This is a genomic window from Rhodovulum sulfidophilum DSM 1374 (genome assembly GCF_001633165.1).
In the GTDB taxonomy this organism is placed as follows: Bacteria; Pseudomonadota; Alphaproteobacteria; order Rhodobacterales; family Rhodobacteraceae; genus Rhodovulum; species Rhodovulum sulfidophilum.
The window spans coordinates 410,146-429,309 of record NZ_CP015418.1 but is presented as its reverse complement, the minus strand read 5'-3'; the positions used below and the strand labels follow the sequence as shown (position 1 = coordinate 429,309).

Annotated in this window: 18 protein-coding genes, 1 tRNA gene and 1 pseudogene; 5 read left to right on the top strand and 15 right to left on the bottom strand. The window is 67.1% G+C overall.

All coding sequences use genetic code 11. From position 1 onward, the window contains the following. Window position 1 precedes the first annotated feature (1 nt). The 4 genes from A6W98_RS02170 to A6W98_RS02155 form a co-directional block, all read right to left on the bottom strand. Window positions 2-559: a DUF1643 domain-containing protein gene (locus tag A6W98_RS02170; RefSeq protein WP_052677888.1), complete on the bottom strand. Its 558-nt coding sequence runs from the start codon at window positions 557-559 to the stop codon at window positions 2-4. A gap of 114 nt (window positions 560-673) precedes the next feature. Further along, window positions 674-1,441 carry a metallophosphoesterase gene (locus A6W98_RS02165; RefSeq protein WP_042457288.1) on the bottom strand — a complete coding sequence of 256 codons (768 nt, stop codon included), beginning with the start codon at window positions 1,439-1,441 and terminating at the stop codon, window positions 674-676. Window positions 1,442-1,515: 74 nt separating this feature from the next. Further along, window positions 1,516-3,111, bottom strand: coding sequence for a phosphoglycerate dehydrogenase (serA, locus tag A6W98_RS02160; protein ID WP_042457286.1), 1,596 nt, complete (start codon window positions 3,109-3,111; stop codon window positions 1,516-1,518). 78 nt (window positions 3,112-3,189) lie between these two features. Then, entirely contained in the window at window positions 3,190-4,344 is a 1,155-nt protein-coding gene (locus tag A6W98_RS02155) for a phosphoserine transaminase (protein WP_042457283.1), read from the bottom strand. Between the two features lie 198 nt (window positions 4,345-4,542). On the opposite strand from A6W98_RS02155, the gene A6W98_RS02150 reads away from it, so the two are divergent. Together A6W98_RS02150 and A6W98_RS21425 are read left to right on the top strand one after the other, a co-directional pair. Continuing rightward, window positions 4,543-5,034, top strand: coding sequence for a hypothetical protein (locus A6W98_RS02150; RefSeq protein ID WP_155734698.1), 492 nt, complete (start codon window positions 4,543-4,545; stop codon window positions 5,032-5,034). 115 nt (window positions 5,035-5,149) lie between these two features. Next, window positions 5,150-5,350, top strand: coding sequence for a hypothetical protein (locus tag A6W98_RS21425; protein WP_168161795.1), 201 nt, complete (start codon window positions 5,150-5,152; stop codon window positions 5,348-5,350). Here A6W98_RS21425 and A6W98_RS20095 read toward each other — a convergent pair. From A6W98_RS20095 to A6W98_RS02135, 4 genes and pseudogenes are all read right to left on the bottom strand, one after another. Further along, window positions 5,308-6,124 (bottom strand): annotated as a pseudogene (locus A6W98_RS20095) (transposase). The gene A6W98_RS21425 and the pseudogene A6W98_RS20095 overlap by 43 nt on opposite strands. Window positions 6,125-6,303: 179 nt before the next feature. Beyond that, window positions 6,304-8,046, bottom strand: a complete 1,743-nt coding sequence (locus A6W98_RS02145) for a PHA/PHB synthase family protein (protein ID WP_231098344.1) — start codon at window positions 8,044-8,046, stop codon at window positions 6,304-6,306. 183 nt (window positions 8,047-8,229) lie between these two features. After that, window positions 8,230-8,355: a type B 50S ribosomal protein L36 gene (ykgO, locus tag A6W98_RS02140; RefSeq protein WP_010141322.1), complete on the bottom strand. Its 126-nt coding sequence runs from the start codon at window positions 8,353-8,355 to the stop codon at window positions 8,230-8,232. Between the two features lie 90 nt (window positions 8,356-8,445). After that, window positions 8,446-8,520: transfer RNA gene (locus tag A6W98_RS02135), tRNA-Val, on the bottom strand. A 148-nt stretch (window positions 8,521-8,668) separates the two neighbouring features. Between A6W98_RS02135 and A6W98_RS02130 the strand changes: the two genes are divergently transcribed. Next, window positions 8,669-9,550: an N-formylglutamate amidohydrolase gene (locus tag A6W98_RS02130; RefSeq protein WP_042457271.1), complete on the top strand. Its 882-nt coding sequence runs from the start codon at window positions 8,669-8,671 to the stop codon at window positions 9,548-9,550. 181 nt (window positions 9,551-9,731) lie between these two features. Here the strand turns inward: A6W98_RS02130 and A6W98_RS21775 are convergent, their stop codons facing one another. Continuing rightward, window positions 9,732-11,009 carry a threonine/serine exporter family protein gene (locus tag A6W98_RS21775; protein ID WP_063490867.1) on the bottom strand — a complete coding sequence of 426 codons (1,278 nt, stop codon included), beginning with the start codon at window positions 11,007-11,009 and terminating at the stop codon, window positions 9,732-9,734. A 247-nt stretch (window positions 11,010-11,256) separates the two neighbouring features. Here A6W98_RS21775 and A6W98_RS02120 point away from each other — a divergent pair, with 247 nt between their 5' ends. Continuing rightward, window positions 11,257-13,152, top strand: coding sequence for a glycosyl hydrolase (locus tag A6W98_RS02120; RefSeq protein ID WP_063490866.1), 1,896 nt, complete (start codon window positions 11,257-11,259; stop codon window positions 13,150-13,152). Between the two features lie 18 nt (window positions 13,153-13,170). On the opposite strand, the gene A6W98_RS02115 is transcribed toward A6W98_RS02120, so the two are convergent. The 5 genes from A6W98_RS02115 to A6W98_RS02095 form a co-directional block, all read right to left on the bottom strand. Further along, complete coding sequence (locus A6W98_RS02115) at window positions 13,171-14,766, bottom strand: OpgD/OpgG family glucan biosynthesis protein (RefSeq protein ID WP_042457268.1); 1,596 nt, start codon at window positions 14,764-14,766, stop codon at window positions 13,171-13,173. A 242-nt stretch (window positions 14,767-15,008) separates the two neighbouring features. Beyond that, on the bottom strand, window positions 15,009-16,580 hold the full coding sequence (locus A6W98_RS02110) for a GMC family oxidoreductase (RefSeq protein ID WP_042457265.1): 1,572 nt from the start codon (window positions 16,578-16,580) through the stop codon (window positions 15,009-15,011). Window positions 16,581-16,607: 27 nt separating this feature from the next. Beyond that, complete coding sequence (locus A6W98_RS02105) at window positions 16,608-17,132, bottom strand: twin-arginine translocation pathway signal (RefSeq protein WP_042457262.1); 525 nt, start codon at window positions 17,130-17,132, stop codon at window positions 16,608-16,610. 62 nt (window positions 17,133-17,194) lie between these two features. Next, window positions 17,195-17,590, bottom strand: a complete 396-nt coding sequence (locus A6W98_RS02100; protein WP_042457259.1) for a VOC family protein — start codon at window positions 17,588-17,590, stop codon at window positions 17,195-17,197. 105 nt (window positions 17,591-17,695) lie between these two features. Further along, on the bottom strand, window positions 17,696-17,989 hold the full coding sequence (locus A6W98_RS02095) for a ribbon-helix-helix domain-containing protein (RefSeq protein WP_042457257.1): 294 nt from the start codon (window positions 17,987-17,989) through the stop codon (window positions 17,696-17,698). Between the two features lie 189 nt (window positions 17,990-18,178). Here A6W98_RS02095 and cobU point away from each other — a divergent pair, with 189 nt between their 5' ends. Further along, window positions 18,179-18,685 carry a bifunctional adenosylcobinamide kinase/adenosylcobinamide-phosphate guanylyltransferase gene (gene cobU, locus A6W98_RS02090; RefSeq protein WP_042457256.1) on the top strand — a complete coding sequence of 169 codons (507 nt, stop codon included), beginning with the start codon at window positions 18,179-18,181 and terminating at the stop codon, window positions 18,683-18,685. Between the two features lie 23 nt (window positions 18,686-18,708). Here cobU and mntR read toward each other — a convergent pair whose 3' ends face one another. Continuing rightward, entirely contained in the window at window positions 18,709-19,134 is a 426-nt protein-coding gene (mntR, locus tag A6W98_RS02085) for a manganese-binding transcriptional regulator MntR (protein WP_042457254.1), read from the bottom strand. Window positions 19,135-19,164 lie beyond the last annotated feature (30 nt).

Sequence of the window (19,164 nt, the reverse complement as noted above, 5' to 3'; positions counted from 1 at the left end):
CTCAGAACGGCAGAAGCGGCGCGTCGTTGCGCAGGTAAAGCGGGTGCTTGGCCGAGCCGTCCTGGTTGAGACCGAAGCAGTAAAGCGGCTTTCCGGTCTGGCGAAGCGCGGCGATGATGCCCCCGACCACCCCGGCATAGCGCTTGTGAAGCCGGCCATAGGCCATCACCACCAGCTCGGCCTCCTCGGCCATGGCCAGGATCGCGGGCAGGTTCCCGGGGCTGCAGGCAAGGTCCGGGTCCTTCGGCAGGTCTTTCGGCTTGGTGACCCGATAATCCAGCACATTGCCCTTGAGATAGCGGGTGAAGCCCAGCGCCGCGGCGCGCCTCGTTTCCTTGGCGCAGGTATTGTCCTGCACCAGCGCATCGGCGGTCGAGGGGTTCATGCCGCAGAACAGGATGGTGCGGCCGGGCTGACCCTCGGGGGTCCAGTCGCGCTCGAGCCGGGTCCGGTAGCGCCCGCAGGGCGAAAAGACGGCGCTGCCACGCATGCCGGGCGGCAGCGACCAGCGGGTCTTGCCGCCGGGATCGTGCAGGGAGGAGGGGTCGGTTTCGGTCATGGCGTCGGTCTTAGCGGATCCGTCCCGGCAGGGGGAGCGGGTTTTCCCTGAGCCAGCTTCCAAGGGCAGGTTTTCCCCTGAGCCGGGTTTCCCAAGGCGGGCCGCCGCCGGGCCTCACCCGGCTTCGCAGCGCGCCTCGGGCGGCATCTCCGGCGGCACCGGCACCCGTCCGCCGGGGGTCAGCAGATACACCTTGCGGCCCTCGATCGCGACGACCGAGAGCGGCCGGCCATAGCCCGCACCGGTATCGAGATTGACCCGGTTGCCGAAATGGGTGACCCGGTCGACCGGCGTATGGCCATGCACGATCAGCGCCCCGTGCTCGCGGGTATCGCGGTGAAACTCGCCGCGGATCCAGATCAGGTCGGTGACGCTCTGCGCCTCGAGCGGCACGCCGGGCCGGATGCCGGCATGGCAGAAGAACGCCTCGCCATGGCGGAAGCTGGGCAGAAGCTCCGCGAGGAAATCCAGATGCGCAGAGGGCACGGCCGCGCGGGCCTCGGCATGGATCGCGCCAAGCGCGCGATGCGGATCGGCATCGACACCGTAGGAGGCCAGCGTCGCCCGCCCGCCGACCGCATCCTCGAGCCACAGCATATCGGGCCGGGCCGGTTCGGGCTCGCAGCCGGGGCGCAGGAAATGCTGCATCCAGCGGTCGTGATTGCCCAGCAGACAGATCCAGGGACGCCCCGCGGCCCGGCCCTCGATCAGCAGATCGAGCACGCCGCGGCTGTCGGGTCCGCGATCGACATAATCGCCGATATGGACGACCGGCGCCCCGGTATCGCCGACCTGCCGCCGATCCTCGGCGATCAGCGCATGCGCGGCCTCGAGCCGCGCCCGCTGGCCGTGGATATCGCCGATGGCATAGCTGAGTGACATGAAAGCTCTCCTGAAAAGGCAAGAGGCCCGCCGCAGGGTCTGCGGCAGGCCCCCGGACTGTCAATCCGGTCGGGTCAGCCGATCTCGAATTCCAGCGGCCGCACCTGCTGGAACAGGCCGGTCTTGTCGAGTTCCTCGACCACATGGACGGGCATCGGCTGGTCGAGATACATCAGCGCGATGGCATCCTCGCCGACCGTGGTGCGGCCAAGCGTGAAGTTCGCGATATTGACCCCATGCGCGCCCATCGCCGCGCCCAGTGCGCCGATGATGCCCGGCACGTCCCGGTTGGTGGTGTAAAGCATGTGTTCGCCGATCTCGGCATCGATGTTGATGCCCTTGATCTGGATGAAGCGCGGCTTGCCATCCGAGAACACGGTGCCCGCGACCGAGCGTTCGCGCTTGGCGGTGACGACGGTCATCTTCACATAGCCGTCGAAGGTGCCCGACTTGCCCTGGGTCGTGGTCGAGACCGCGATGCCACGCTCCTTGGCGACGACCGGCGCCGAGACCATGTTCACGACCGGATTGGCCTGCTTCATCACCCCGGCAATGGCCGAGGCGTTCAGGGCGGCGGTGTTCATCTCGGCGGCGAAACCGTCATAGAGAACGTTGATCGCCTTGATCGGCTCGTCGGTCATCTGGCCGATGAAGGCGCCGATATGACCGGCAAGCTTGATCCAGGGGCCCATGACCTTCGCCTCTTCGGCGGTGATCGAGGGCATGTTGATGGCATTGGTGACGGCGCCGGTCAGCAGGTAGTCGGACATCTGCTCGGCGACCTGCAGGGCCACGTTTTCCTGGGCCTCGGTGGTCGAGGCGCCCAGATGCGGGGTGCAGACCACGTTGGGCAGGTTGAACAGGACGTTGTCCTTTGCCGGCTCGACGGCGAAGACGTCGAAGCCCGCGCCCGCGACATGGCCCGATTGCAGCAGCTCGGCCAGCGCCGCCTCGTCGACGAGACCGCCGCGCGCGCAGTTGACGATGCGGACGCCCGGCTTGGTCTTGGCGAGGTTCTCGGCCGAGAGGATGTTGGCCGTCTTCTCGGTCATCGGCACGTGCAGGGTGATGAAATCGGCCTTGGGCAGCAGCTCTTCCAGCTCGACCTTGGTCACGCCCAGCTTGTCGGCGCGCTCTTCCGACAGGAAGGGGTCATAGGCCAGAACCTTCATCTTCAGGCCGATGGCGCGGTCGGCCACGATCGAGCCGATATTGCCGCAGCCGATCAGGCCGAGGGTCTTGCCGGTGAGCTCGACCCCCATGAAGCGGGATTTCTCCCATTTGCCGGCATGGGTCGAGGCATTGGCCTCGGGGATCTGCCGGGCAACGGCCATCATCATCGAGATGGCGTGTTCGGCGGTGGTGATCGAGTTGCCGAAAGGCGTGTTCATCACGATCACGCCCTTCTTCGAGGCGGCCGGGATGTCGACATTGTCGACGCCGATCCCGGCGCGGCCGACAACCTTCAGGTTGGTGGCGGCTTCGAGGATCTTCTCGGTCACCTTGGTGGCCGAACGGATGGCGAGGCCGTCATACTGGCCGATCACCTCAAGCAGCTTGTCCTTGTCCTTGCCGAGATCGGGCAGGAAGTCGACGTCGATGCCGCGGTCGCGGAAGATCTGGACGGCGGTTTCGGAAAGCTTGTCGGAAACGAGAACCTTGGGGGCCATTGCGGGCGCTCCTCATGGAAATGGGGGAAAGGGCCGGGCGCGTCCCGCCCGGCCACGAATTTTCGACGAAAATTCGCGTCAGGCGGCGGCGGTCTGCGCCTCGATCTCGGCCTCGAAGGCCCATTCGATCCAGGGCATCAGCGCCGCGACATCCGCCGTCTCGACGGTGGCGCCGCACCAGATCCGCAGGCCCGCGGGCGCGTCGCGATAGGCGCCGATATCATAAGCCACGCCTTCCTTCTCCAGCCGCTTGGCCACGGCCTTGGCGAAGGCGGCCCCGTCCTTGATGCGCGCATCGTCGAATTTCAGGCAGACGCTGGTATTCGAGCGGGTCGCCGGGTCGACGGCCAGGTTCTCGATCCACGGCTTGGTGTCGACGAAATCCTGCACCGCCCTGAAATTCGCGGTCGAGCGCTCGATCAGTTTCGGCAGGCCGCCGATCGACTTCGCCCAGTCGAGCGCGACGAGGTAATCCTCGACCGCCAGCATCGAGGGCGTGTTGATCGTCGCACCTTCGAAGATGCCTTCGTTCAGCTTGCCGCCCTTGGTCATGCGGAAGATCTTCGGCAGCGGCCAGGCCGGGCTGTAGCTTTCCAGCCGCTCGACGGCGCGGGGGCTCAGGATCAGCATCCCGTGCGCGCCCTCGCCGCCCATCACCTTCTGCCAGGAGAAGGTCACGACATCGAGCTTGTCCCAGGGCAGATCCATCGCGAAAGCGGCCGAGGTGGCGTCGCAGATCGTCAGACCGGCACGCTCCGCCGGGATCGCATCGCCATTCGGCACGCGCACGCCCGAGGTGGTGCCGTTCCAGGTGAAGACCACGTCCTTGTCGAAATCGACCGCACCGAAATCGACGATCTCGCCATAGGGCGCCTCGCGCACGGTGGCGTCGAGCTTGAGCTGCTTGACGACATCGGTGACCCAGCCCGCGCCGAAGCTTTCCCAGGCCAGCATCTCGACGCCGCGGGCGCCCAGCATCGACCACATCGCCATCTCGACGGCGCCGGTATCCGAGGCAGGCACGATGCCGATCCGGTAATCGGCGGGGATGCCGAGGATCTCGCGCGTGGTTTCGATGGCGGCCTTCAGCTTGGCCTTGCCGATGGCGGCACGGTGCGACCGGCCAAGAGCGGCATCGGCGAGCATGTCGAGAGAGAAATCGGGGAGTTTGGCACAGGGGCCGGACGAAAAACGCGGATTGACCGGACGCGTTGCCGGGGTAGCGGTGACCATCACTGGTATCCTTCCAGATATACGCCCCTCGTTGGGGAGGGGTGTCCCGCCGCCGGACATACGCCTCCCCATAAAAAACAGCAAGTATCAATAGGGCCTGCCACGCAGATTCTTGCGGCTTGCGGCGGCACGATACGTGAACAGACACGGATTGCACATGCAAATCCGGTGCAGTTTGTTCCCCTTATGTCCCGAGACATGACCAAAGAAAACGCCTCTGCGGCTGGTCCCCGCAACGGCGCTGAAAACGCATGTGAAGCCTCACAACTTCCGGAGAAAGACGCCCCGAAGACCAGCGCCTCGGCAACGTTGAAGTACGCTTCCGACGCGCACCAGTGGGCCGCTCGCTTGCTGGCCGCTGCGCTCACCCTTGAGGACTTCGGCGGCTGGGCAGCGGCTTCGGCGCTCTGGGCAGCGAGACTCACGGCGCGCGCGCGGGCCTCGCTGGCCTATGCGGCGTTGCGGTCGCTGGAGCCCGAGCAGGCCGAGATGACGGCGGCCACGGTGCTGCGTGCGGCTGGGGCACCCATGCCGCCGTTCCTTCGCGGGATGGAGGAAGCCCGGTTCTGGGCCTCGCTCGCCAATCGGGCCGAGCTGAAAGCCTTCGCGCTGGCCTCTTTCGAGGCGATGGCGCCGCACGATCAGACCGCGTTCCTCCGGCATATCTCGGAAATCGAGGTGGCGGCATGAGGCGGCTTGCCGATCCGAAGCGCCAGCGGCCGAGCCGCAGTTGTCCCGACGGTCTTTCCTCTGCCGCCGCTCCTTCGGCGCAACCGCAACAGCCCCCCAAAGCTCAGGTATCAGAATGACCGAAACCCTTCATATCTACGGGCCGATTGGCGAGGGCGAGAATACCCAGCCCCGGATCGGCGCGTTCCTGGATGATAACGCGGGCGTGCCGGTGATCGCGGCTCTGTTGCACAAAAGAGGTGATGGCGGTGGTTCCCCTTTTCGCGGACAGACCTATCCCACGGCCTCTGTGACAGGGATGCCGAGCGCGGTGTAGCGGTTCAGAACGGCGATACGGACCTGAAGCTCGGCGACCTGTCGGTCGAAGTCCCGTGCCATGAGGCGCTGTCCCAGCAGTTTCACACAGTGCATCTTCGTCTCGACACGGCTTCGGCGGTGGTATCCGCTCCATCGTCGCCAGAGGGCACGACCGAGGTATTTCGATGCCCGCAGTGCTTCGTTTCGTGCGACCGCGCCGGCGGTGACTGTCTTCCACGGTTTGGCGTTCTTGCTGGGCGGAATGACAGCGTGGGCGCCGCGGTCAGTAATGGCATCGTGGCATTTGCGGGTGTCGCAGGCACCGTCGGCGGTGACGCTGCCGATCTGCTCGTGCGCCGGGATCTGTTTGAGCAGGTCGGGTAACGATGTGGCTCCCTGTGATCTCCACGGCCCGAATTGAACCCGCGATACGGTATGTTCACAGTCAGGGTCTTCTGGCGGCGGGACAGGGTGCTGAAGTCAGGCGCCGTCCAGTCGAGGCCAACCAGCTGCAGCAGGCTCTCGACGAAGCCGGTCGTCTGCCTGAGCGCCATGCCGAATAGCACCTTCATCGAAAGGCACGTCTGAATGGCAGCATCGCTGTAGGTCTGCTGGCGGCCACGCCTGCCTGTCGGAGCGGCATCCCAGCTCATCTCGGGGGCGAACCAGATCGTCAGCGAGCCCCGGCGCTTGAGCGGGTGCGCCGGTGGGCTCGGACCAATGGCGCCCTCACCGGCTTACTGTAGGCTGGCCAGTTCCTGGTCCTGTAGGTCGGGGATGTGGGTCTGCTCATGCATCCCAGCTACCGCACTGGATTCAAAAGGTGAATCCCTCACAGGATTTGTGCAACAGAGCCTCGGGCTGGAGCCAGCGCGGGTGTCGTCGCGGTGCGGTTCGACAGCATGAGCTTCTGCAGGAATGGCCCGCCTTCCCTGGCACATGTGCCGGGGTCGAAACTTCGCAGAAGTTTCGCTATGTCATAAAGACATAGGTGCCGGGCGCGGGGCAAAGCGGCGGCAGGCCGGCATCGGGGGCGCCCATCGCGGGCGGGGCCGCCTCGGCCGGGCCGGTCCTTGCGGCCAGCCAGCCCGCCCATTCCTGCCACCACGATCCCTCCTGCGCCGGGTGGCGCGCATACCAGCTGTCGGGGTCCATGTAGCGGGTGTCGGGCGTCCGGCAGCCGATGCGGTAATAGCGGCCCTTGTGGCCCGGCTCGGACAGGATGCCGCCGTTATGGCCGCCCTTGGTCAGCACGAAGGTCAGCTCGTTCTGGGTGAAGAGTGCAACCTTGTAGACCGAATGCCAGGGCGCGATATGGTCCTTCTCGGTGCCGATCACGAACATCGGCGCCCGGATGTCCTTCAGCGCGATCACCCTGCCGTCGACCGCGAACCGGCCCGAGGTCAGGCGGTTGTCGAGAAACAGCGCCCGCAGATAGTCGGAATGCATCCGCGCGGGCATCCGCGTCGCATCGGCGTTCCAGGCCGAGATGTCGAAGGCCTCGTCTTCCTTGCCCATCAGGTAGCGCCGGACCGCGCGGGTCCAGACCAGATCCTCGTCGCGCAGCGCCCGGAAGGCGCCCGCCATCTGTTCCTGCGCCAGATAGCCCTGATCCCACATCATGTCCTCGAGGAAGGCCACCTGGCTTTCATCGAGAAACAGCATCAGCTCGCCGGCCTCGGTGAAGTCGGTCTGCGCCGCCAGCAGCGTGATCGAGCCCAGCCGCTCGTCGCCGTCGCGCGCCATGGTGGCGGCGGCGATCGACAGGATGGTGCCGCCGAGGCAATAGCCGCAGGCATGGATCTTCTGTTCGGGCACGATCCGGCCCACCGCCTCGAGCGCGGCCATCACGCCGTCGCGGCGGTAATCGTCAAGCGACACCTCGCGGTAATCGGCGGTCGGGTTCACCCAGGACATGGCGAAGACGGTAAAGCTCTGCTCGACCAGATAGGAGATCAGCGAGTTTTCCGGGCTGAGGTCGAGGATATAGTATTTCATGATCCAGGCGGGCACGATCAGCACCGGCTCGGGATGCACGGTCTCGGTCCGGGGCGCGTATTGGATCAGCTCGAACAGATCGTTGCGGAACACCACCTCGCCCTTGGTGACGGCGAGGTTGCGGCCGACCGCATAGCCCTCCGGGGCGGGGGCGGGATTGCCGGCGGCCTGTGCGCCCATATCCTCGGCCAGGTGCTGCAGCCCCTGCATCAGGTTGGCCCCGCCGGTGCGCAGCGTTTCCTGCAGGATTTCGGGATTGGTCAGCGGCATGTTCGAGGGCGACAGCACATCGAGCATCTGCCGGGCCATGAAGGCGACCCGGTCGCTGCTATGCGGGTCGGTGCCGCGGGCCGGTTCGGCGGCGGCGTCCCACCAGTCCTGCGCGGCCAGAAAGGCCTGCTGCCACAGCGAGAAGGGCGGGCGCGACCAGTCCGGATGGGTAAAGCGGTGATCTTCCGCCCGGGGCCGGAATGGCGGGTTCCGGGCCGACCAGCCCGCGGCATGGGCCGCCAGTTTGGCGCCGTTGCGCATGGCGCGCTCGGCCAGTTCCATCTGGCGGCCGGGGGCGCGGGCGAGATGGCTGGCCCAGTCGGCCCAGGCGGCCACGGCCGCGTTCGGCGAGGCGCCCGAGGTCATCCGGGCCTGTATCGCGCGGCCGGCCCGGTCTGCGGTCTCGTAGGGATGGTCGGATTTCGGATGGCCGTTCGGTGCGGTCATGGCCTGCCTCTTCATCGCTTTGCTCCGGCCGGTCTGGCGCAACGGCCGGTCCGAACCGCGATAGCAATCGGGTCATGGCACGACAATCCTGTCGCGACGTAAATGCTTTCGGTACGCAAAAACGCTCCGGATCGGGATCCGGAGCGTTCAGGGTCACGAAGTGACCCGATACTATGGCGGCGCTCAGCCCTGGCGGGCTTTGAAGCGGCGCTGGGTCTTGTTGATCACATAGACCCGGCCCTTGCGGCGCACAACGCGGCAGTCGCGATGACGCTGCTTGAGCGAGCGGAGCGAGTTGCGGACCTTCATCGGCCTTCTCCTCATGTCGCGGCGCGTCCATGCGCCTGGCGGGTTTCAAGGGCTGTCCCCGGGCCTTGCGCCGCGGGGGCAGAAATTTGATGGTGGGCGGTACTGGGATCGAACCAGTGACCCCTACGATGTCAACGTAGTGCTCTACCGCTGAGCTAACCGCCCGTTCCCGAGACCATCCTGCCTGTCCTAAAGAAAACGGACGCGGGCAGGACCGCGTCGGTTCGCAGGTCTATAAAAGGAGTCGGAGGAGGGTGCAAGGGCTTTTGGTCTTCTCGAAAATGCCGTTATAAATGTCTTCAGGATGACCCAAATGTCCGGAGGGGGATCTGGCGGCGTGCAGGCGTTCAAGCTTTTCCGGCCGGACTGGCCGACCACCAGCGTTGTGTTTTCCTCGCCCCATAGCGGGCGGGATTACCCCCTGTCATTCCTGCGCAAGACGGTGCTCGACGACCGCACCATAAGGTCTTCCGAGGATGCCTTCATCGATATCCTGTTTTCCGACGCGCCCGGACAGGGTGCGCCGCTGCTGGCGGCCTCGGTGCCGCGCGCCTTCATCGATCTCAACCGCGCTGCCGAAGAGCTCGATCCGGCGGTGATCTCCGGGGCCCGGATGTCCGGGCACAATCCGCGGATCAGCTCGGGGCTCGGGGTGATTCCCCGGGTTGTGGCAAACGGTCGCGGCATCTATCGCGGCAAGCTTGCCATGACCGAGGCCGAATCGCGGATCGAGACCTGCTGGCGTCCCTATCACCGTCAGCTCGAATCGCTGGTCGAGGAGGCGCTGGCCCGGTTCGGCCAGTCGATCCTGATCGATTGCCATTCGATGCCGCGCGAGGCGATCGAAAGCGCGCGGGCGGGCGGGCGGCAACGCCCCGAGGTGGTGCTTGGCGACCGCTTCGGCACCTCGGCCGGGGCCGAGATTGTCGACCGGATCGAGCAGGCCTTTTCCGGCGCGGGGCTTCGGGTCGGGCGCAACGCGCCCTTTGCCGGCGCCTATATCACCCAGCGCTACGGCCTGCCCTCGCGGCGACGTCACGCGGTGCAGGTCGAAATCGACCGCTCGCTTTACATGGACGAGACCGAGATCCGGCCCAATGCCGGGTTCGACCCGCTGCGGCGCGTGCTTGGCGAGGTCGTGGCGTCCCTGAGCGCGATCGGCCGTCCGGACGACGTGCCGCTGGCGGCCGAATAGGCCCGGCCTTCAGACGATTGTGTTGAAAAACTCCGGCAGCGGTTGAGAGGTCGCCTGGATTTGGAGCGCCGTTCTTCACAGCGGCAGGCAAGGTCCGTTTACGAGTCGGGATCGCAGAAAAGCGGAATTATGTTCCATGAGCTTGTGCTCTGCGACCCCGCAAGCGAGTTTTTCAACAGTATCAGACGAAATCCGACCGCCGGAACAGGCTTCGCACGATGGTCAGCCCTGCGCCGATGGCGCCGATGGTGAAGGCCACGCGCAGCCCGGCCGAGGCGGTCATGCCCAGCGTTTGGGCCGCGGTGGCCGGGTCCTGCGCGGTCAGGTTCAGCAGGCCGATGATGCATTGCGTGGCCGCGCCGCCCGGGATCATCGGGATGCAGCCCGCCACGGCCAGCGCGGTTCCCATCCGCGCCACCCGGAGCCGGGGCAGCGACAGCACCTCGACCCCCAGCGCGACCGAGGCGGCGGCGGCGAAGGAAGCGGCCTCGAGGCTCCAGCCCAGATCCAGTCCGAGGGTGCGCACCGCCAGCGCCAGCGCGCCGGCCGCCGCCGCCCAGGCCAGCCGCAGCCAGTCGAAGTTGAACAAGACGCCGAAGCCCGCCGCCGCGACCGCGCCGAACACCGCCTGATGCAGGACCGAGCGTTGCGGCTCGAACACCGCGTCGGGCGCCTCGGGCACCAGAAGCCGCGCCGCCGAGATGCCGACGGTGATGAAGACGAGAATCATTCCCACCGTCACGAATCGGGCGCTGCCGGTGGTCGGGTGACCCTCCATGATGTCGGTCTGGGCATTCATCGCGGGCACCCCCGGCACCAGCAAGAGGACCGCCGCCGTCATCGCCGTCTCGACCATGTGGCTCCCGGTCGGTATTGCCATGACCCCGGCCAGCGTCGCCGCGAGGCAGGCGACGATTGCGGTCAGGACGAAGGGGTTGGCGCCGTGGCGCACCAGGCTCACGCGGACCCATTGCCCCGCCGTGCCGGCCGCCAGCACCGGACCGAAGGCGGCCCAGTCGACCCCCAGAAGCCGGCCGAAGGCGGCGCAGGCGATGCCGGCGGCCAGCGCGATCAGCAGCCGCGGGTGATGCGGGGTATGCGCCCGGAGCCGGGCCAGCGCGTCGCGGACCTCCTCGGCGGTGGCGCCGTCCCGTTCGACCGCGACGCAGAGATCGCGGATGGCATGGTTCAGCCGCATGTTGACCCCATGCGCGCCGGTGCCGGTCATCCGGGTGATGCTGTTTCCGCCATGGGTCACGGTCAGCGCCAGCGAGGCGAAGCCCACCCGCACATGCACGTCCTCGGCGCCAAGCCCGAGGGCGATCTTGCGCATGCCGTCCCTCACCACCAGCGACTTGCCCCCGGTCTCGGTCAGAAGAACGCCCGCCTGCAACGCGGTCATCGCGATCTGTTCGAGATGGCGGTGGCGCAACACCACCGGGTCAGTGTTTTCAGTCATGGCCTGTCTGCCTTCCGGTCGTCGTCTTGCCCCTCCAATTGTCGCCTTCGGCGCCGGGGGCAAGGTCAAACTGCCGTGCAGACCGGCTGCGATGGCCTCTGCCCGGAACGCGGGCGGCTGCCCGGCAACGGCTAAAAATCGACGTGATATCCACGATCTGGTTGCATTTCCGGCGCCTCGGCGGCGCGTCCCGATGTCATTTCGCGTGCCCGGCGCGGCAGCGCGCCGGTTCCGACAGGACACAGGCATGAGCATCGCACATCCCGAAAAGATCGGTCTCGGAACATGGGACCGCGACTCGCGCGGCAGCGCCCTCGACGATCTGGGGAAGCTTGGCCTTGCCTGGTACTACACCTGGAGCGACTGGGCGCTTTACGACGCCGACCCGAGCCCCGATCCGGCCGAGTTCGTCGGCATGGTCTGGGACGAGCAACTGGTCAGCCAGGCCGCGCTCGACCGCATCCTTGCCGCGGGCGCCGAGACGCTGCTGGGGTTCAACGAGCCCGATCTTGCCCGTCAGGCCGGGGTGAGCGTCGAGCAGGCGCTCGATCTCTGGGGGGCGCTCCAGGCGACCGGGCTTCGCCTCGTCTCGCCCGCCGCCTCGCAGGAGCAGACGCTGGGCGACAGCTCCTGGCTCGGCCGCTTCATGGCCGGGGTCGAAACCCGCGGCATGGGCGTCGATGTCATCGCGGTTCATTACTATTCCGACAGCGGCGACATCGCCGCATTCGAGACCTGGCTGAAAGCGGTCCATGACCGGTATGGCAAACCGGTCTGGGTCACCGAATGGGTGCTGGCCGACTGGACCGGAGCGCGCAGTTTCAGCGCCGCCGAACAGGCCGCCTTCGCCCGGGCCGGGGCCGAGATGATGGATGCCCTCGATTTCGTCGAGCGTCACGCCTGGTTCGCGGCCTATGAGGGCGGAGATGGCTGGTATCTGAACAGCGGCCTTTTCGATGCGGCGGGCAATCTGACCGAAGTCGGCCGGGTCTTCGCCGATCTGGCGGCGCCGGTTGCGCCCCCGACGGTTGCCGGCAGCGACGGTAACGACCGGCTGAGCGGTGGCGCCGCGGCCGAGCTGATGCTGGGCGGGGCGGGCGACGACCTGCTGACCGGCGGCGGCGCGGATACGCTTTGTGGCGGCACGGGCAATGACACGCTGCGGGGCAGCGCTGCGGGCGATCTGCTGAAAGGCGGGGCGGGCGACGATCTTTACATCGTCGTTTCGACCGCAAGCGCCGTTCTGGAAGACCCGGGCGCGGGCCGGGACCGGGTTCATGCCACGGTCGGCTGGACGCTGGGGGCCGATCTCGAGGATCTGACCCTGGGCGGCGGTGCGCTCGAGGGCACCGGCAACGGGCTGGGCAATCGGCTTTCGGGAAATGCGGCGGATAACCGGCTGGACGGGCTTGGCGGCGATGACACCCTGCAGGGCGGCGAGGGCAATGACTGGCTGCTGGGCGGCGAGGGGGCGGACCGGCTTTGGGGCGGGTCGGGCGGCGATCTGATGGAGGGCGGTACGGGCGACGATCTGTATGCCGTCGACACCTCCTCGGACCTTATCCTCGAGCGGCCCGGCGAGGGCTGGGACCGGGTCTGCGCCGGGATCGACTGGACGCTTGAGGACAATCTCGAACATCTCACCCTGACCGGGACGGCCGCGCTTGAGGGCACCGGCAACGGGCTTGCCAATGTGCTGTCGGGCAATCCGGGGCAGAACCTGCTTTACGGGCTGGACGGCGAGGATACGCTTCTGGGCGGGGCCGGGGATGACGGGCTGATCGGGGGTGCGGGCGCGGACCGGCTCTGGAGCGGCGAAGGCAATGACTGGCTCGACGGCGGGGAGGGGGATGACGTCTTCGATGGCGGCGCGGGGTCCGACCTGATGATCGGCGGTGCCGGGGCCGATCTCTTCATCTTCGGTGGCGGCTGGGACCGGATCGCCGATTTCGAGGACGATATCGACACGCTCCGGCTGGACCATGGGCTTTGGGCGGGCGCCGCGCCCGGCCCCGATGCGGTGCCGGATCTGGCCTATGCGACGGCCGAGGGCGTCTTTCTCGATTTCGGCGACGGCAATGGCATCCTGATCGAGGGGCTGGGCACGGTCGGGGCGCTGATCGACGATCTGCAGATCCTCTGAGCGCCCCGCCGCAGGGACCTATCGCAACCGCTCGATCTGGTCGGGATGGATCTGGCCGAGCCAGGTCTCGGTCAGGGGCCTGCCGTTCCTGGTCAGGAAGGCGCGCAGGTCCACCGTCTCGGTGCCGGGCGGGGCCTTGAGGTCGAACACCATCCGCCAGCGATCGGTGCCCACCACCGGCAGCACGAAGGGGGTGACGATCTCGACGCCCTCGGGGGCCGAGACTTGGGGCAGGATCGCGTCCTTCCGGGTCAGCCCGTCCAGCGCGGGCCCCTCGAAATCGACCACGACCTTGATCTGGTCCTCGGGCCGCGGCTGGCCGGGCACGCCGCCATTGCCGATCCGGGTGGCGACGGTGCGGGCCAGCTTCATCTCGACCGGCGGGCTTTCGGTCCAGTGCAGCCGGTAGGAAAACGCCATCTCGTCGCCGGCCTGCGGCTTGGTCTCGGGGTTCCAGAACGCCACGATATTGTCGAAGATCTCGTCATCGGTCGGGATCTCGATCAGCTGGACCGCGCCCGCGCCCCAGGGCGAGGTCGGTTCGACCCAGACCGCGGGGCGCTTGTCGTAGAAAACCCCGTCATCCTGGTAATTCTCGAACTCGCGATCCCGCTGGATCAACCCGAATCCCCTGATGTCGCGGTCGAAATAGCTGGAGGTCACGACCCGGTCGGGGTTGTTCAGCGGCCGCCAGATATGCTCGCCCGCGCCGGTCTCGATCATCAGCCCGTCAGTGTCATGCACCTCGGGCCGCCAATCCGCCGACTGGAAGCGGTTGCTTTCGGAATACCAGAACATCGATGTCAGGGGCGCGATCCCCAGCCGCTCGACCGGTGCGCGGAAGAACAGCCGCGCGGTGATGTCCATGACCTGGCCCTGGCCGGGCTGGTCGCCAAGCACCATCCGGTAGGCGCCCGTGACGCTTGGCCCGTCCAGCAGGGCATTGACGATGGTGCGGCCGTCCGGGCCCGGTTCGAGGTAGAATTCGCTGAAGCGCGGGAATTCCTCGGGCACCGACATGCCGGTATTGAGCGCGATGCCGCGCGCCGACAGCCCGTATTGCCTGAGCGCGCCGTCCGAGCGGAAATAGGCCGCGCCCAGGAACGAGATCCAGTCTGTCTTCATGTCGGGCCGCATCAGCCGGAAGCCGGCAAAGCCCGCATCGGATTTCAGCGCATGGGCCGGGCTGTCCTCGGGCATGTCGAAGTAATCGGTGCTGTAGACCACCTCGCGGGCGGTGCCGCTCTCGACCGCGAAGATCTTCACCGGTTCGCGGAAATAGGTGCCGAGATGGAAGAACTGCGCCGGGGTGTTGCCCAGCATGAGCGTGGCGTCGCGGCGGAAGCGGATCTTCCAATGCGCGTCATAGTCGATCTTTTCCAGCACGTCGGGCTGATGCACCGGCGTCGGGACATGGGGCCGGGCGGCCAGCGCGGCGGCGCGGTCGGCCAGCATGTCGAAGCTGAAAGCTGTGGGGGCGCCGAGCTCGGGGCCTGCAATCGCCGGTGCGGAAACCTGATCTGCCAGGGCGAAGGGGGCGGCGGCGAAAGACGTGGCGGCGGCGAAGAGGATACTCGTGAGAAAACGGTGGGCGGTCGGGCGGACAGTCGGCACGTTGGGCTCCTTGGCGGCGGCCCCGGCTGGGGCGTCGTCCGAGGAATTTGGTGGATTTGCGGGCCAAATCAAGCTGAAGATCTGGCCGTCGGCGGGGCCGTGCCGTCCGGTCGCGGCGCCAGGGAAGGCGCCTTGTGCCACGGCGAAACGGGCCGGGGCTTGCGCCCCGGCCCGCCGGTTTCTGCAGGACCCGCCCGGAGGCCCGGTCCGGTCGCCGACCGGAATGACTGCCGGAACTGCGGTCAGATTGTCCGGGCCGACATCTCGCGGGCGATGTGGTCGGCCTGACGGATGGCAAGCGCCACGATGGTCAGGGTCGGGTTCTCGGCCGCACCGGTGGTGAATTGCGAGCCGTCCGACACGAAGAGGTTCGTCACGTCATGGGTCTGGCCCCAGCGGTTCACCACCCCGTCGCGCGGGTTTTCCGACATCCGGTTGGTGCCCAGGTTGTGTGTCGAGGGATAGGGCGGCGTCGGGAAGGTCCGGGTCGCGCCGACCGCCTCGTAGATCGCGCGGCCCTGGGCATAGGCATGGGCGCGCATCGCCCGGTCGTTCGGATGGTCGTCGAAATGGACATCGACCACCGGCAGGCCGTGCTGGTCGGTGACATCGTGGTTGAGGGTGATGCGGTTGGTTTCCTGCGGCATGTCCTCGCCGACGATCCACATCCCGGCCATGGTCTCGTAGGCGTCGAGCGCCGAGGTGAATTCGCGCCCCCAGCCGCCCGGATCGAGGAAGGCGGCCATGAAGGGCAGCCCGAGGCTGATCGTCTCGAATTCATAGCCGCCGACGAAGCCCCGAGAGGGATCGTGCCGGACCTCGTCGCGGATGATGCCGGCCATGGTGGTGCCGCGCCACATCCGGACCGGCTGCTCGAAGCTGGCATAGACCGATCCGGTCATGTGCCGCATGTAGTTGCGCCCGACCTGGCCCGAGGAATTGGCCAGCCCGTCGGGGAACATCGACGAGGCCGAATTGAGCAGAAGCCGCGGGCTTTCGAACGAGTTGCCGGCAACGCAGACGATCCGCGCCTTCTGCATCTGCAGATTGCCCTCGGCGTCGAAATATTCGACCCCGGTCACCTTGCCCTTGGCATCATGCAGGATGCGTGCGGCATGGGCCTTTTCGCGGACCTCGAGATTGCCGGTCGCTTCGCCATTCGGGATCTCGGTATAGGCCGTGGACCATTTGGCGCCCCATTTGCAGCCCTGAAAGCAGAAGCCGGTCTGCTGGCAGCTGAGCCGCCCGTCGCGCTCGACCGAGTTGATCGCCATCCGGCCGGTGCTGACCTCCTTGTAGCCGAGCGCCCGCGCGCCCGCCTCGAAGACCTTGTAGTTGTTGTTCCCCGGCAGGCCGGGCAGGCCGTTGGTGCGGGTCACGCCCATCTTCTTCTCGGCCAGGTCGTACCATTTCTCCATCTCGGCCGCGTCGATCGGCCAGTCATGCAGGTTCGCGCCCTGCACCGGGCCGTAGGTGGTCTTGGCCTTCCATTCATGCTCCTGGAACCTCAGCGAGGCACCGGCCCAATGGGTGGTGGTGCCGCCCACCGCCTTGACGATCCAGGCGGGCAGGGCCGGGAAGTCGCGCGCCACCCGCCAGTCGCCCGAGGTGCTGCGCGGGTCGGTCCAGGCGAGCTGGCCGAAGCTTTCCCATTCGTCGTTGATGTAATCCTCGGGCAGGTAGCGCCCGCCGGCCTCGAGTGCCACGACCTTGATGCCCTTCTGGGCCAGTTCGTTGGCCAGCACCCCGCCGCCCGCGCCGGTGCCGATGATGACGACCACGCTGTCGTCGGTCTTGTCGAATTTTGCAGCCATATCCGTTCCTCCCTGACTGGCTATGGCTCAGAGCCAGGCGATGTCGTCGAAGCCGCGGTGCAGATAGCCGCCCTTCGAATAGCTTTCGCCCTCGTAGCCGAAGAGCGGCCAGACGGCTTTCTGGTTGTAAAGCCCGGTCACGAGCCCGCCGCGGATGGTCTGGAAGAAGACGCTGTCCTCGATCTCGCGCAGGATCTCGGCCCGGTCGCGTTCCCAGCCGGTGCCAAGGTAGTCCGGAAAGCCGTGGCCCCGCGCCAGTTCGTCAAGCGCGGCGATGCCCGCCTCGATCGCCGGAGCGGCTTCGGCCGTGTCGTAGCCCTTGACCGCGACCACGTAATATTCGGTGCCGATCCGGTCATGGGGATAGATGTCGCGCGCCATCTGCACGAGGGTCGCGAAGGTCTCGGGTTTCAGGGCGGTGGTCTCGAGCGCCCAGGCGGCGTCTGGCGCGGCGACGAAGCCCGCCCCCACCATCAGGGTCGCTCCTGCCGCGCTGGCGCGGGCAAGAAGCTGGCGCCGGGTCAGGGCCCGGACGGCTTGCTGGTCTGTCATATGGTCTCCTCCCTTGACAGACGGGCGGTGTCCAGCCGCCCGGTCTTTTCTCGATTATCGGGTCATTTGAAGCGGCCGCTGCGTTCCAGCACCTCGATCTGGTAGCCGTCGGGATCGGCGACAAAGAAGAACCGCCCGACCAGTTCGCCCGCCGGGGCGAATTCCACCAGCTTGCGCGGCGCCAGCCCTTCGGCCTCGAAGCGCGCATGTTCGGCATCGAGATCCTCGACCGACACCGCCAGATGACCGTAGCCGTCGCCCAGATCGTAGGGCTCGGTGCGGCCCTTGTTCACGGTCAGTTCGAGTTCGAACTCGGTTTCCGGGTTGCTCATGTAGATCAGCGTGAAGTCCGGGAAATCGAGTCGCTCCGCGACCTTGAGCCCGAAGGCCTTGTCGTAGAACGCCACCGACCGCTCTTCGTCGAGCACCCGGATCATGCTGTGGATCGCCTTGGCCAAGATGGTCCCCTTCTTGCTGGGTCTTCCGTTCCGGAAGATCCTAGCGCGGGACGGTCAGGGCCGGGGTAGTAGCGCGATACTACCGTGCGGGCTTTGCGCGCGGGCCTATTCGGCGGCCATCGCCATCGCGCCTGCGGCCGGGGCGGTCTCGCGGAAGATCAGGCAGGTGCAGCGCAGGAGCGAGCTGAAATTCGAGGGCTCGCCATGCAGTTCCAGCACCTCGGCATGAAGCTTCGAGATGAAGGCGGGCGTCGTCGCGCCTTCCGAGGCCGCGATCTCGTCGAGGATGGCCCAGAAGCTGTTTTCCAGCCGGATGCTGGTGCTTTGTCCGTTGAGCCGCAGCCGCCTGGTGGTCGACTGGTAACGCTCGGGGTCCTGTCCGGCAAAGATCTGGCACATCGCATGTCTCCTTCCCTGCGGCGCGGTCTTGAAACGGCGGCTGGCGTCGCCGCCCTCCTGTCCGGTTCGGAGTTTATACCAATTCGAGAGTGCGGCCCAAGCAAGAAGCGTACCATCCTTGCCGTGACGCCGCGATTGAAGCGCCACGCCACGCGGGCTATGCAGCGCCTTGGGCCGAAGGAGAGCGCGATGGGACGGATCATCCTGGTGACCGGCGGAGCGCGGTCGGGCAAGAGCAGCCATGCCGAGGCACGGGTCCGGGCGATGCCGGGCGCGCCGGTCTATATCGCCACGTCCGAGCCGCAGGATGACGAGATGCGCGACCGCGTGGCCCGTCATCGGGAGGCGCGGGGGCCGGGCTGGACCCTGATCGAGGAGCCGCTCGATCTGGTCGGCGCGCTTGACCGCAGCGATGGCACGGGGCCGCGGCTGGTCGATTGCCTGACGCTGTGGCTGGCCAATTACATGTTCGCCGAACGGGACTGGGAACCCGAGGCCGCCCGCCTGACCGAGGCGCTTCTGCGTCAGAAATCGCCGGTGGTGCTGGTCTCGAACGAGGTCGGCATGGGCATCGTGCCCGAAAACGCCCTGGCCCGGGCCTTCCGCGATGCCCAGGGCTGGGTGAACCAGCGCGTGGCCAAGGTTGCCGACGAGGTCGAATTCGTGGTCTCGGGCCTGCCGCTCAGGGTGAAATGATCCGGGTGAAATGATCCGGCCGCTCAGCCGCTTCGGGTGAGATAGCGCTCGAAGGCATGCAGCGTTGTGTCCGAGACATGGTGCTCGATCCCCTCGGCGTCGAGCTCGGCCGCCTCGCGCGGCACCCCCACCGCCACCAGCATGTCGACCACCACCCGATGGCGCTGGCGCACCCGTTCGGCCAGCGCCGCGCCGTCCTCGGTCAGGAACACGCCGCGATAGGGGCGCGACACCGCCAGCCCCTCGCGCTTGAGCCGCGAGACCGCCTTGGTCGCGGTCGGATGCGCGACGCCCATGCGCTGGGCGATATCGGCCACCCGCGCCTCGCCATGTTCGGCGATCAGATCGCCGATCATCTCGACATAATCCTCCAGCAGCGCCACGGCCTGCGCCTCGCGGGCGCGGAGGAAGCGGTCGGCATCGGCTGGCGGGGGGGTATCGGGCGGCATCTGGGCTCCTTTCCCGGACCGGCGCCGCGG